The sequence below is a fragment of the Umezakia ovalisporum Ak1311 genome, from assembly GCF_029891685.1.
GTDB lineage: Bacteria > Cyanobacteriota > Cyanobacteriia > Cyanobacteriales > Nostocaceae > Umezakia > Umezakia ovalisporum.
Genome location: NZ_JANQDJ010000066.1, coordinates 51,384 through 66,100, shown reverse-complemented (window position 1 = coordinate 66,100; position 14,717 = coordinate 51,384). Strand labels below are relative to the sequence as shown.

Here is a 14,717-nt window from a genome sequence, read left to right as displayed (position 1 = left end):
ATGCTGTCAACAGATACCGTTATACACAAAGAATTTCAAGGTTGTGGAGAAACAGTAAGACTGGTTGGTACTTGTACCAAAAAGCCTGTTTCTAGGAAGCAAGAATCTCCTGCTACACTGCTTTGCAGTTAGCCGGGGAGTATCAAGCAAACAGAGGAAACAGATGGAAACTAAACCAACAGAAGCATCACCAGCACTCGCCAAGATTCCTAATGGCTATGTCAACATCATGGGCTACGTGGATGAGTCAGAAGTTAATGGGCCCGGTTGTCGTGCTGTGATCTGGGTGCAAGGTTGTCCGCGTCAATGCTCTGGGTGCTTTAATCCTGAGTCTTGGTCATTTAGGATTAACCAACTCATTTCTGTTGATTTTCTTGCGGAAAAGATTCTCAGGAAACCTAAGAATACGGGTGTGACGTTTTCCGGTGGAGAACCATTTTGGCAAGCTAGTGCTTTAGCGTCTTTGGCTCGTCAGCTCAAAGCGGCGGGATTAAATGTCATGTCTTTTACTGGGTTTACCTTGAAGCAACTACAATCTGAATCTGCTCCGCCCAATTCCGCAAGATTATTAGCAGAACTAGACATTTTGATTGATGGGCCTTTTGTGGAGTGTCTAGCTATTAATTCTCCCACTTCCTTGGTCTCTTCTAGCAATCAAGCGGTTCATGTTTTCAACCCAGACCTAACCAACCAAATGAATTGGGCTAGCGACCAAATAGAAATTCATATTCTCAAGGATGGGAGCAGAATTGTGACTGGCTATCAAGGCAGTTTGAGTAAATGATTAATAATTGGTAATGCCTGTTTGAGAGGAGCTTCGCTAATGTATCAATTATGAATTACGAACTAACTAGTGATTTGAGATTCGACTACACCTATAGGACAAGCAACCTTTGTGCCTCCTAAGCCACAATAGCCATTAGGGTTTTTGGCTAGATACTGCTGATGATAAGCTTCTGCGTAGTAGAATTCAGGCGCATCTAAAATTTCTGTGGTAATTTTGCCATAGCCTGCTTTGTTCAAAGCTTGCTGATAAGCGTCCCGTGATGCTTCTGCTAGTTGCTTCTGCTCTGGGGAATAAACATAAATTCCTGAACGGTATTGAGTACCAGTGTCATTACCCTGGCGCATTCCTTGGGTGGGGTTGTGGCTTTCCCAAAAAACTTTTAGTAGTTGAGAGTAACTAATCACTTTGGAGTCAAACACAACTAAGACTACCTCATTGTGACCAGTCATCCCGGTACATACTTGATCATAAGTGGGGTTGGGGGTGAAACCAGCAGCATAACCCACCGCAGTTGTGTAAACTCCTGGAAGTTGCCAAAATTTCCGCTCTGCACCCCAAAAGCAACCTAAACCAAACATTGCTTTTTCCATTCCTTCAGGAAATGGGGGCTTGAGTGGATTTTTATTAACATAGTGTTCATTGGGTACTGGCATTGATTTTGCCCTTCCTGGCAAAGCTTCTTCAGGAGTGGGGAGAGTCAGCTTTTTACCAAATCCAAATAATCCCATAGCCTTTAACCTTGATTTCTCATAAACTTCTTTACCTTAGTTAACATTGTAAAGAATCAAGCGATCGCTTGGAGAGTTTTCCCGTGTCATTGAAAGAAATTTATTTGGAATTTTCAAAGACAGGCGTGTACTAAAGGTAAAAGTCTACCTAATTGCTCTTGGCCGTTTACAGCCAATTCGCTGTGACATAAATAAACTTTTTCAGCGACACGAGAGAGTAAATCTGCCAAAATCCTTCGTAATCTTTCTTCTCCTAGAGAATTCTCATCTTCTGCTGTCCAAGGTTGCCCTAATCTATCTCGCAAGAACAACGGCGCTCCAAATAACGTTGCCGCACCACCTTTTGTCCATAGGGGAGAACCCACATCCAACCAGAAATGCCAACGGTGAAATCTTCTACTCGAACGATATTGGAAAATAGTTGCCAAGGTGACAGCTTTTCTGGCCGGGCCGATGGGACGCAAGGGGTAAGGGTTGGCGGTGATAGTACCAAGTCGCAGTAGTCGTATAAATTCCGCCAGGGTTGTGTTAAGTTCTCCTTCTCCTGTTCTTGGAGTTGTTTGTCGTAAACGGGCGTCAATTTCCCAGTAGTGTTGAGCAGTTTCCAGTAATTCCCGCAGTGCTGCCATTTGGTCGTGAGGCGGGTTGCTATGTCTACACAAAAAATCCTGAATTGCCAAATATAGCAAAGAAATAGGACTGGGAATTAAACGCTGTGCTTGCTGCCCTCGTTGTTTTTCTAACCACTGTAAAATTTCATCATAAGCTGTAGTGGCTGCATAGCCAATGCGATCCCAGCGCTCAAAAGCTCTAACTGGTAATAAATTGGGATAATCCGGATGAGGTGCAAAACAGTAATCTACTATTAATCCGGCACGTACTGGGTCGATGCGAGTGGGCAGTGCGGAAGAACTGTACAATACTTCTGGTTTTCTACTTAAAACAACTAACATCTCAGCTACAGCCTCGCGATCTACCAGGCGACCTAAACCGGGATAGACTAGAGCGAGCATGGTAAGTAATGCTCGAATTACAGGTGAACTAATCAGGGGGCGTTGGTCGTTGAGGGATTCCACCAGGATATTTTGCTTGCCGAGAATTTCTATTAAAGTATAGCGAGCAAGGGCATCTAAACCTGGTGCAATAATTGCTACTTCTTCTGTTTTTACTTTTCCTGATTTCACAGCTTGAATAATTTCCTCGGCTGTTGCCCGTAACAATTCAGCGCGGGACTTGGTTTGAATTAACTGCACTGCTTCTGGTAAGGTTGATAGTATTATTTGTTCAGAAACTAACTCTAGCATTGGGGTAGCGAGTTGCTCCATTAAACCAGGTGAGGGTGAATTAGTTAATGTCTCAATTTGACAACGCCCTGATAAATTTTTCAAATAGTTGGGATCTCCTCCCAATCCCAGGCGTACCGCACCATCAGGGTTATAACTAAAAGCCCCTACTGCACCTTGATCCAATAAAAAATCAAACAGTTGACGTGCTACCCCAGGATAATCATCGACATCATCTGCTAATACAGCTTGATAGCGTTGAGTGAGGTGCTGTTGGTAATAGCGATCGCTTAACAACTTTTGACTATACAGTTCAGTGATAATACCATAGGTAAGTAATCCCCTTTGTAAACACCAGTCGCGCCAATCGAGTAATAAAGATGCCAAAAATTCTGGGTCTAAATCCATGGCATTTTCTTGCAAGCCTGTGTGTAAAATTTTGGCGATATCTTCACAGCGTGTACCACTGTAAGCAGCCAATTGTAATAAATCCAAGATGCGACGTACCAAACGGTACTCATTCACTCCTGCACGGCGGAAAGTAGCTGTATTAAGTTGGGAATGCCAAAGTTTCGCGGCTAATTCCTGTTCGGTTTCCGGACGTAATCGTAGTGGAAATTGTGCTTTGAGATGTAAGGATTGAATCAATAAAGGCCAAAATAAAATTACTTCATCTTGAAAAAAACCAAGTATCGTCTTAGCCCGAACTGGATACTTGCCTTGAGTAGCTGTAACAATTTTATCAGCAAGTTCTCGGCGGTTCTCACTATTAGCGGCTAAAACCAAAAATCCTGGCTCTGTCTTTGGCAAATGTAGAACTTGTGATGTTCCCTTGCTTTTTTTATTACTTTGTTTTTTAGTATAAAATGATCCAAAACTAAGATTTTCACCTGACAGCCAATCACAAAAACTTTCTACCAAACGAGTTGTCTTACCACTGCGGCTCGCGCCAACAATCCAAATAGAATGAGAAATCACAAATCCTCCCCTTGTAGATTTGCTAGTATACTTCGTGCGTTAAGTTAATGATAAGAATCACTAATAAATGCTAAATAATTACTTACGATGAGAATACCAATTTTTAGCCAAAAAATTTACCCTTTTTTACTTTCTGCTTACAGATGGTACTTACTCACCCCAGAACGTTCCCTGGAAGCAGCTTATCAAGCAGCATTACACATTAAATCAATCGAAGATAACTATTTTCATGGTAATAAAATAGACTTGAACTCAGCCATTTACAGCAACACTGTGATGGATTTTTTTGAGTCAGATTTAAGGCAAAAGTTAAAAATTGTCCGGATGCGACTGACAGAGTTTCGATCCAGTCGTTTTTTTTCTAATGAATCTCATCAAATATCTGCTCAAAAAACAGGGATAGAATATCCTAGCCCTAGCCTAATTTTAGATAAATTACAATTCATTGATCAAGTTATTTCAAAATACAATAACTTTAATAACGAGTTAAATTACCCTTTGGTAGTCAATCAAGCACAAATTGTTAAATTTCAGGGACTTACGTCTCCACCATCATCACAAAATTCACCAAATCAAAATTTAAACCCGAATAAAAAACAGCGAGGTAAGGCTGATACAATGGGGATATTACCCCGGTCGATTTTAAGTACTATCGGACGTTTGCAAGTTGAATTAGATCCAAACGCTGAACAAGATGTGGTGAGAAACTTCCGTCATAATCAAAGAAGAACGATAATATCAATTAGATTTATTTTACTACTAATTATAGTACCTTTGTTGACACATCAAATATCAAAGGTATTGATAGTAAGCCCTCTAGTTAACCATTTTAGAAATATAGAAACCGCACCAATATTTCTCAACTTAGAAATGGAAGAGGAAGCATTATTAGAAATGCAAAGATTTGAAGAAAAAATCAAATTTGAAAATATGATTAGTAGCATTCCTCGATTATCTACTCAAGATATGGAAGTTGAGATGGAAGACAAAGCACGTGAAATTGCTGAACAATTTCGTCGGGAAAGTGCCAACGCAATTAAAAATGTTTTTGCAGATATTTTCTCGGTTGGTGCTTTTATTTATCTCTTGATGATTAGTAAGTCTTCAATTATGGTGCTAAAAGATTTCTTGGATCATATTGTCTATGGTCTCAGTGACAGTGCTAAGGCATTTATCATTATTTTGTTTACCGACGTATTTGTAGGATTTCACTCTCCCCATGGCTGGGAAGTAATTTTAGAAGGTGTCTCACGTCATTGGGGCTTACCAGCTAATCGAGATTTTATCTTTTTATTTATTGCCACTTTTCCCGTGATTTTGGATACCATCTTTAAATACTGGATTTTCCGTTATTTAAATCGCATATCGCCTTCTGCCGTTGCTACCTACAGAAATATGAATGAGTAAGATTCATTAGTTTTGTTTGCTCCACAAAAGATCAACTTGATAACGGATTTCGTGCAAATAACGATGAAAGAATATCTCCTGTGGTTTTCGCGCTCTCGTTTGCAACGCCCAGAACATTTCTAGCTAGTTCGGTTATCTGCTAAGACAATTACTTGCCAGTCGGGAGGAATGGCATCTTTATCTTCATGGGTTTTAATTTTTCTTGCTTCTTCTTCCTTGTCCACTTTCCTTACTTGTTTGCCAAGTCTAGCCCTATTATAAATCTCTGTGTAAAAAACTTACCCTTGTGAGGGGCATTCTACCCGCCTAGAACAGGCAAGATGCCTGTTCCACAGGAAGATTAAAATACAACATTTTAGCCTTGCCACAGCAGTACCAACTAAAGATATTCCCACTTGTTGGCTTTCTATTTGTGTTCTTTGCGCCTCTGTGGTTCGATCTGTTTAAGTTGTATACTCCGCGTTAATTTTTACGTAGTCATAACTCAAATCACACCCCCAAGCTTGACCAGAACCATGACCATTACCAATGGTAACTGCAATAATCACAGGATTATCTGTTCTTTGCCATGAGAAATTGTTACTAGGGTCTCGAGGTAAAGAAGAATCAGCCGCAGTTTGTTTCAAATATGCACTCGCTGCTGCACGGTCAAATGGTACTGGTTGACCATTTTCTAACAACAAAAAATCCCCTAACTTAATTTGTAGGTTGTCTTGTTCAAAATTCACCCCCGCGCGTCCCGCGGCGGCGGCGATACGTCCCCAATTGGGATCGCGTCCAAAAATTGCAGATTTAACTAGAGATGAACCTGCAATAGTTTTAGCAATTTGACGTGCGGAAACTTCATCATAGGCCCCAGTTACTTGCACTTCAATTAAGCAAGTTGCACCTTCACCATCACGAGCGATCGCTTTGGCTAAATGCTGACATAGTGCTGTTAACATTGCTTCTAATTTCTCGGCTTCTGCACCCATTTCGGTAATTGCTGGGGTCCGAGATTGACCATTTGCCAAAGCAATTAAACTATCATTTGTGCTGGTATCACCATCAACAGTTATGGCATTAAAACTTTTATCAGCTGCCCTACCTAACATTTGTTGCCACAGATGTGATGAAACCGCCGCATCACAGGTAACAAATGCTAGCATGGTGGCCATATTGGGATGAATCATCCCGGAACCCTTGGCAATACCACCAATTCGCACTGGGCGATCGCCGATAGTTGTTTCTAAAGCAATAGATTTTTTGACTAAATCTGTAGTAATGATTGCCTTAGCTGCTGCATCTGAACCTGTTTCTGAGAGTGCTGCTACTACCTTAGGGATACCAGTGCGTAAGGCATCCATTTTGATTCGTTGACCAATCACACCAGTAGAAGCTAATAAAATTGATTCCGGTGAAATATTCAACTCACGGGCTAAGATTTCGGCACTTTCTTCCGCATCACGCACACCTTGTATACCTGTGGAAGCGTTTGCTTGACCGGCGTTGCAGAGAATTGCACGGGCGCTATGTTTGGCTTGCAAACGTTGGCGACAATAATCTACACAGGCGGCTTTAACTTGGCTAGTGGTGAATACACCAGCCGCCATCGCCTCTACATTTGACCATATTAAAGCTAAATCCGGTAATCCCGAAGGCTTCAGTCCTGCTGTGATTCCCGCCGCCTGATAACCCCTAGGAGCTGTAACACCACCACTAATTTCTTGCCAATCTGCCATTTTTATTATTCCCACAACTGCTAGCTGCTTGACTGGTGATTATACCAAGTCTTCACTCATTAATTGGTGGTTTGTTGTTGGTTATTCATCTACGTTAGTGGTGATATGGAAGTAAGGATAACTACCTAGGCAAATCTCCAGATCATCAGGGTGCATCTACCTGGCACAGTATAACAGTTTTGCTATGAACAGTAATACCCATTGTTAAGCAGTCAAGAGATTTAGTCTTGAAAATATCCCTAAAACTACTTTTTGCAATACGAATTATTAATTTTAAATACTAATTTTTTTCTATGAAGAGTATATATGTTATCTAGTGTGATATGTATAATTGCTATCATAAAATCATTTGACAAAGTATTTTATTTTCGAGTATGAAATCAGCAATAAAACCCCCAGTAAAAAGTTTCCAGGACTACGCTTATCAAGCAATTCAACAACACCTTAACAAAACCTTGAAATGGGAAAAACCCATTAAAAAAGATGAAGACCCGGAAGCATTACATCAAATGCGGCTGGGGATGCGTCGCCTACCCACTGCAATCATTAATTTTGATAATGATATTACCGACGACTAAAAAAGCTGATGGGGGCCTCCAGGGATAATACATAAACACTACGTTGAGGAATCTGCACAACACGGATATTTTCTGCGGAACCTAAACCAGCGATAAACCCCACAATGCTTCCCAGCATTGCACCCTGGTCAAACTGCCCTGGATCACCTTGGCTGAAAAAGCTCAAAGTATCCCCACCAATTTGACTCCAAATAGAACTATTTTCCACAGCTTTGTCATGAGCTCGTTTGTAGGTAATAGTGGTACCGGGAATTGTCTGACTTGATGCTTGAATAGCAACAATGCGACCATTAATCACCAAAGACTGAGCGACAATTTTTACTCCCCCCTCTGTAGGTTTGAGGTTAATAGTTACAGGGGTATTTTCAGGAATTAAAACATTACCTTGATGATCTTCAATAGCATTCGTTAAAGGAAGAGTTAGAGGATAAGCTTTGTCTTGTCCAACATCAATAGTTACCGACGCCGGAAATTCCACAATAATTGCTGTATCTTGAGGAATTATGATTTCTTTACTAACTGCTTGGGTTTGAGATTGTCCAGTACTAGGCTGAGTAGGAATGGGTTGAGCGCTAGCTGGTAATGTGACAGAACCTAACAAGGAAATGGAATAGCCAAGGGTCAACAAAATTTGTATTTTCATAACCGTTTCTTCCTTGGGCTGGAATAGTGTGTTATGGATTTAAACTAACAGGGCGAATAACTAGCCTCAAACGCTGATTGAATCAACGATACAGCAACTCATCCCAAAAAAAAACAAGTTTAGGTTTATTAATCGGACTTATCAGTTTGCTCAAGTCCTACCATGGGGTATGCTACGTAAACGAGAGGAATTAGATTAGGAGCAAGGTTTATACCCCGCTCCTAATAGACAAAAAATCCTTGTATTACAAGGTTGTCAAAACTTTTCTCGTCGTGGATCCATTACGGTCTTTTTACTTAGGAAGGACACAGTCAAAGAGCTAGTCAAGCTAACCAATTAATTTTTGCCAGGTCATTCTGCCGACAATACCATCGGCAAGTAAACCATTTTGCCTTTGAAATTTTCTGATGGCTGCTCCTGTCTGGGGACCATAGATACCATCAACACCAGCACCTACACGGTGTTGTATGTATTTAACAACTGAACCGCCGGCATGGTGAGGCCTGACTATTCGTTTAGCTAAAATCAAATTAATTTCATTCCAGGTACTTGTGTCTGCAATTCCAGTGGGTGCTAATTCAACAATATTTTGAAAATTTACTGTTGCGGAGCTTGTTGCCGGGCCCATGATGTTATCTTCTACCAAGGGGTTACCATTCTTGTCGTTGATTTTTAATTGATTTAAGGCTTTTTGCAGTCTGATAACTGTGGTATCTGTATTTAACTCTTCATCTGGCACAGGATTAACAGGCGTATTATGCACTTGACCCGTCAAGCCTTTGACAATGGCATTAGCAGTTGCTTCCGAGTCAAAGATATTCATATCTCGTGGTGAATCAATGAAGCAACATTCTATGAGAATCCCAGGCATACTAGTATTTTTCAAGACATATAGGTGAGAACCACTTTTAACCCCGCGATTAAAAAATCCTAGTTTGACTATTTCATTTAATACTGGTTGAGCAATTCTTCTTCCTGCTTCCGAAGCTGCAAATACTTCTGTACCATTAGCCCGACCATTAAAAGCGTTAAAGTGGATTGAGACAAAAACTTCAACTTTGTTAGTATTCGCCGTATTAATTCTTTGAAATAGTGAATTGGTTACGGAAACAGACTTATTTGGTTTACACGATATTACTTCATGTCCTAAAACCCGTAATTTCGAGATAACTCTGTTCCCTACATCTGTGGTCAAAACATCCTCAGATTTAATTCCTACAGCACCTGTGTCTGGAGGAGAATTATGACCAATATCAATGCCAAATTTCATATGTTAAACCTCACAACTTCTGCTGATAAATTCTAATTTTTTCTGGCTTTGCCATGTCATTTATCAGGTTTTGAATAGTAAATTTAATTGATTACTATTCAAATAATCCTGATCGACTTATTCTCTGTGATCAGATATCATTAATTGAGTTGATAATTGCCAATAACTACTTAATCAAAAGTAATATATTGGCTAAACCACTCCAGCAATGATGGATGGCAAATAAAAGAACAAAGTAATCGAGGTACAGAAACCTCGCAGCCAGGTTTTACCTCGTAATACAATATACCCTGTATTTTATACTGGGTAGTGGTTTTTAGGTTCTGTTTGATTATTGTTCGTTATTAGACTGATCCACACCACCGTATTCTCTCGTAGTCTTTTGCCTAAATCAAATCGGATTCTCAGATTCAGATAGATATTTACAAATATTCCTAATATCCACGCCTTCTCAATTTCCTGGTATGGACTAAGAGTTGCTGTACATTTGAGTTAGCATAACTTTGGGTGTTTGGAGAAAGGCAATGAGCAAAAAAAAGTTGAGTAAAGTTGGGAACCAAAAAGGCAGTTCATCTGTTGTCCAAATATTTAAGACTCAAATGATTCCACTGACAACGCCAGTTTTTGCTATAGCTGGATTGTTGGCAACCATTACTCCCAGCATGGCAGTAACTACCTCTTACGCCAACGATTACCGTGTTTGCACAGCTCAACTCTTAAAATTGGGGATAACAGAACAAGCTGTGTCACAAGGGTGTGCAAAAGCATTGCGTCCGAGAGACTTGTCTTCTTGTGTTCTTAAAATTAATCAGCAAAGGCAAATTAGTGCCGCAGATGCTCTCTCGTCCTGTGAGCGAGCCAGGCGACCCCAAAACTTTTCTGATTGTGTCGTTGGCATCACCAGCAATACTCGAGAAGCTCTTGGCAAGACAGTTTTAAACTACTGTGGCCGTAGTTTGTTGCCTAAACGTTTCGCTGAATGTGTAGTGGGTTTACGTAGTGAGATTGATATTGCACCTACCCAGGCAATGGATGCTTGTATTGATGCCGGTGACCCTGTTAGTGGCTTTTCACCAACATCTGCACCACAAAATAGCCCCTCGACAGAATTTAAACCCTCTTTTGAGGTTACTCCAATTCCAGGGAATCAGTAAAATATCAGGTCTTTAAAGACGATCTCTTTTAGGCTGGCTGTAAGCCCAGCCTATTCTTTGATAGCCATCATCATGTAAGTGAGGAGAGTGTTGATTCCATGAGAGAAATGAAGTTGAGTTTATACTCAACACTTTAGTATGCTAAGTGTTAATGGTATAACACCTAACTATTAGTCTTCTTTTCTCCCAAACACCATCTGCAAAATCATCGGAATACCACCGCTTTGGTGATATCTATCTGCCCAAGCGCGAATGATCTCATCTAATTCCGCCATAGCTTCCTCCCATCGTTCTGCTGGGATATCTAGCTCTTCTAAGATTCGCATGGTATTTGTCCGCCGTTCTGCCCAATCTTTCATCATTCGGAAATATCGGGCGGTATCTTCTACCATAATGTAAGTGCGCTCCTGGTCGTCCGCTGGCGCATAAAACGGACGGGTAAGAGCGTAAAACGGCATTCCCCAAGGAGAATCAATTCGCGTTACAGTACCGGAATAAAGTAGCCGACGCTTGATATGTTCTGCTAAAGCTTCGCTCAAAGGCATTTGATGCTCTGGTGGCAATACCTCTTGCGATCGCTTGTGCAAAAATTCAATTAGGTCTAAAAACTCAAAAGAAGTAGTTAATTGAGCATCAGGCAGGTTACTGGGTAGTTTTTGCTCAATCTGTCTTTTTTCTTCACTGGTAAGACTTGTGCCAGGGACACGGGATCTTCCTGGTTGCCAAGGAAACTTTTCCATCCACACATAAGGCAATTGAATGAGATAGCGGGGTTCTTGAGAACCTAGCATTTTCAGCAATTTGCCTTCTGTCAGCGCCTGTCTGACTTCCTCTACAATGATTTTTACCCGTTTTGGCTCTAAGTGGTGCAAGTGACCCGTCATCCGCAGATTTTGTCCCTGCTCTAAATAGGTCATGTATATCGCACACTTAGCCGCAGTTGCGGCTGCATCTAGGAATGCTCCATGCCTATGCCCACTGGTCCGCATGGCACTGAAAGCCAGATAAAGCATGATCTGATCCATGGCACTGGGGCTAAGACGCTTAATCAGATCTATATCGTTACTCATATTACAGACAATTGAATAGCACGTTTACGGATTTATTAGTCACACAGAAATCAGTAGCATACACCCAATTCCAGCCAATGTTTTTAGTTCCTACTTAATGTCCAATGTTTTAACTCCTAATCAATAGGTAGTTTAACATGATAATTGCCCCTGATTTGAAATGTCTGACTGCAACAACTGTCTCCTAGCTTTAACAACAAGTGTATCTTCTTTAAAGAATTGCTTTTTATTATGCTTTTAAGAACTGTTTGTTGTGTACAGATTTCCGGCAATGGTTGCTAGTTGTCTAGGATTAGGTCACTTACTGACCTAGGGAACATTGGTGGGTTTAGCCAGAATTTGCAACCCAATAATTTACTGCTTACAACTTTTGGCAATTTTTTGGCGGTGTAGGCAGTTCACTCCCAGGATTGTTGTCTACCTAATTTCAGGTAGATAATTCCTGGTTCAAAACACCTTTTATTTATTACAACATGATATTCTACTTTTGCTTGTTTTTGTATTAATTTTGTATAAAGTATTTTCTTTGCAGTACTTACATAATTACCATGTATATGCCTAATATGCAACCATTTGTTAAAATTCTCTGACATTTCCCAAAAACGTAAGTACCAATTTTAATTATTTTTTATTTTTGAGATGATGGCAAAGAAAGCTAATAGTGCATATCTAGCTGCCTTAGCTCTCTTTTTATCCTTTTGACTGACATCTAACTCCTTGCCATTGGTAGCTCGTCCCCTCGGGCGGAATAAGACAAAATCAATGGTTTTCAAACCCCCTTACGGGATGTTGGTTCCTGGATAGTTCTGTAAAATTATTACCCCACAGATCAAGCTAGGAGCATGAAGTGAGGAAAAGAGCCTAAAAATCAAGTTGTAGACTTTACTTTACATTTATTATTGTTGATATTGAATTTTGATTTTCGCATTTAAAAACAAGGATTTAATTATGAGAGTTAGAAGATTTAACCTGAGTTCGCATTTTCTCAAAACTGTAAGCTGCTACCCCAAAAGTCACGAACAGCACTCCCATAATTTGCATAATTGTCAAGGTTTCCTGAAGTATCAAACCAGCAAAAACTACAGTTAGGATGGGGACGCCTCCACCGATAATCGCCGCCCGGAACGCACCTAATTTGCGAATACCAACATTGTTGAATACATAGCCTACTAGTGTCAGAACACCCAAAATAAAAGCACTCAAAATCAATTCCAGCAAATTAGACTGCTGAAGGGCAAGACTCAAATTGCTTGGTAAAGGCACCATCAAACAAATAAAGCTCAACACAAGCATGGTGGTAAAGTTAATTAGTGTCAAAGACACTGGATGCAACTGACTACCACATATCCGTGTCAAAATCACATAGCAAGCAAAAGCTACGCCAGCTAAAATTGCAATACTACTTCCCATGGAGAAATTAGCCAGGCCAAGGTTTGGAGAACTCCCTAAAACCAGCAATCCACCACAGAAGATAGCAGCCAAAGTAGCAGAGTGGAATCCTTGAGGGCGATCGCCAAACAGTAACCACGAGAGAAGACCGCCAATCATGGGGTAGACAAAAAACAAAGCGATGGCGATTCCGGTTGCCAGTTGACCGATAGCAAGGTAAATCAGCACCTGTGATAAAAACAAAAAACAACCACTGGCCAGAGACAACTGTAAAGTTTTTTGTTGCTTGAGATTACTATTTGCAGTATGATTGCCACGTGATGTTGCCAAAAGATTTTGCATATCTTCCCATACTTGTGGATGCATCATAGGAGCCAGGAGTAACATTAGTGGCACAACTACTAACAACCGTAGCATTAGAATTAGTAGTACATTTCCCAATGTTGGCGAAATGATACCTTGTATTTCTAAAACCCCAAAATTGTCGTAAGGTTTATAAAAGATCCACTTGACAACTATGTTGTACAGGGATGAAACCACTGTTGACAACACAACCAACAAAAAGCCTATTTGGATTGGTGAAAAAGTTGGGGATTTGGGTGATGGTGATAATGCAGGTTTTGTTTCTGGCTTGGTTGCTAGGTTAGAATTTAGAGGTTTAGCCTTGGGTGGCGACAACTCCCGACTGAGTACTGAAACTGGTTCAGTGGCCACAGGTGGTTTTTCCGGGGATTTTGTCTGACTTTCTGACAACTCCCGACTGAGTACTGGAATTGGTTCACTGGCCAGTAGCGTTATTTTCTCCGCAGATGAGACTAGTGTGGAAGAGGCAATATTGTTGCTTTTAGATAAGTCTTCAGTGCTTGTAGAAATTGATTCCGTTACACTGGCTTTGATCTCTCCTAACTGTAAATGTGTCTGGGAGGAACGTGGCGGTTGCTGCTCCGTGGTTTGGAGAATAGTAGGCGGTGATGTTGTTACCGTTGCTTGTGAGATTTCTTGTTTTGTTTTTCCCAGTTCACCACGCAGATGATTAATAAACTCCTCTACAATCGCTTCTCCCTGGTGCTGTTGGCTCTGCATCCGAGATAACTGTTGGGAAAGATTATTTTGATAATTCTTCAGCTCCTGTTGTAACGAGTTAAAGGTAATCGTCAGTGTATCATCCAAACTGCCCAGCATTTGTTGAGCATTCTCATTGTTACCCCCCGGCGAGTTAATGGCAGATCGTTCCTGGAAATTACTTTCTACTGATTTGTTCACTAAACTTGCCAGTGATGATTGCAGTTGCGAAGATATGTGCTTTGCCAAGGCCTCTGATAACTGACGAATTAACACTTGCTGTCCAGTTATTTGCCGTACCTGTTGTAGGTGTTCTTTTTCCTCTAATAACTGCTGTATTTCGTCAGATAAACGAGTTTTCTCCGCCTGAAGCCGCTTGATTTCTTCCTGTAACGACCTGAGCACATTTTGCTGGAGTCTTTCTAAATCCTCCACCACAGCCCATAAAGCTGTCTCTGCTGCTCTGGATAGCTCGCCTCTGACGCGCGGGTTGTCTGGTCGCTTCTCAAATCGCCCCATTAGCTTCTAACCTCTAACACCTTGAAGATAAAGCTGCTTGCTGTAAACTTGCTTGGCACTAATACTGATTTTTTGTATTGTGTCAGGTAAATTCAAAATTGTGGCAAGAATTGCGTACATAAGTGTAA

10 protein-coding genes and 1 pseudogene are annotated in these 14,717 nt (G+C 40.8%); 4 read left to right on the top strand and 7 right to left on the bottom strand.

The window, feature by feature from the left end:
* Window positions 1-163 precede the first annotated feature (163 nt).
* Window positions 164-784, top strand: a complete 621-nt coding sequence (locus NWP25_RS12315; protein ID WP_280652398.1) for a 4Fe-4S single cluster domain-containing protein — start codon at window positions 164-166, stop codon at window positions 782-784.
* Window positions 785-846: 62 nt separating this feature from the next.
* Here the strand turns inward: NWP25_RS12315 and msrA are convergent, their stop codons facing one another.
* Both msrA and NWP25_RS12305 read right to left on the bottom strand, forming a co-directional pair.
* Window positions 847-1,515, bottom strand: coding sequence for a peptide-methionine (S)-S-oxide reductase MsrA (gene msrA, locus NWP25_RS12310; RefSeq protein ID WP_280652399.1), 669 nt, complete (start codon window positions 1,513-1,515; stop codon window positions 847-849).
* 113 nt (window positions 1,516-1,628) lie between these two features.
* Complete coding sequence (locus NWP25_RS12305; protein ID WP_280652400.1) at window positions 1,629-3,776, bottom strand: PD-(D/E)XK nuclease family protein; 2,148 nt, start codon at window positions 3,774-3,776, stop codon at window positions 1,629-1,631.
* 87 nt (window positions 3,777-3,863) lie between these two features.
* On the opposite strand from NWP25_RS12305, the gene NWP25_RS12300 reads away from it, so the two are divergent.
* Window positions 3,864-5,183 (top strand): proton extrusion protein PcxA, encoded by a 1,320-nt coding sequence (locus tag NWP25_RS12300; protein WP_280699511.1) that lies wholly within the window; start codon window positions 3,864-3,866, stop codon window positions 5,181-5,183.
* A 443-nt stretch (window positions 5,184-5,626) separates the two neighbouring features.
* Here NWP25_RS12300 and argJ read toward each other — a convergent pair whose 3' ends face one another.
* Complete coding sequence (gene argJ, locus NWP25_RS12295; RefSeq protein WP_280652402.1) at window positions 5,627-6,904, bottom strand: bifunctional ornithine acetyltransferase/N-acetylglutamate synthase; 1,278 nt, start codon at window positions 6,902-6,904, stop codon at window positions 5,627-5,629.
* A gap of 374 nt (window positions 6,905-7,278) precedes the next feature.
* Between argJ and NWP25_RS12290 the strand changes: the two are divergent.
* Window positions 7,279-7,461 (top strand): annotated as a pseudogene (locus tag NWP25_RS12290) (CHAD domain-containing protein); the annotation flags it as partial.
* 7 nt (window positions 7,462-7,468) lie between these two features.
* Here NWP25_RS12290 and NWP25_RS12285 read toward each other — a convergent pair.
* Both NWP25_RS12285 and NWP25_RS12280 read right to left on the bottom strand, forming a co-directional pair.
* Window positions 7,469-8,125, bottom strand: coding sequence for a hypothetical protein (locus tag NWP25_RS12285; protein WP_280652403.1), 657 nt, complete (start codon window positions 8,123-8,125; stop codon window positions 7,469-7,471).
* A gap of 328 nt (window positions 8,126-8,453) precedes the next feature.
* A complete protein-coding gene (locus NWP25_RS12280) occupies window positions 8,454-9,395 on the bottom strand; it encodes an N-acetylmuramoyl-L-alanine amidase (RefSeq protein WP_280652404.1) in 942 nt (313 codons plus the stop codon).
* Between the two features lie 524 nt (window positions 9,396-9,919).
* Between NWP25_RS12280 and NWP25_RS12275 the strand changes: the two genes are divergently transcribed.
* Window positions 9,920-10,549: a hypothetical protein gene (locus NWP25_RS12275; RefSeq protein ID WP_280652405.1), complete on the top strand. Its 630-nt coding sequence runs from the start codon at window positions 9,920-9,922 to the stop codon at window positions 10,547-10,549.
* A 170-nt stretch (window positions 10,550-10,719) separates the two neighbouring features.
* On the opposite strand, the gene hetR is transcribed toward NWP25_RS12275, so the two are convergent.
* A complete protein-coding gene (gene hetR, locus NWP25_RS12270) occupies window positions 10,720-11,619 on the bottom strand; it encodes a heterocyst differentiation master regulator HetR (RefSeq protein ID WP_280652406.1) in 900 nt (299 codons plus the stop codon).
* Window positions 11,620-12,561: 942 nt separating this feature from the next.
* Window positions 12,562-14,589, bottom strand: a complete 2,028-nt coding sequence (locus tag NWP25_RS12265) for an EamA family transporter (RefSeq protein ID WP_280688439.1) — start codon at window positions 14,587-14,589, stop codon at window positions 12,562-12,564.
* Between the last annotated feature and the right edge of the window lie 128 nt (window positions 14,590-14,717).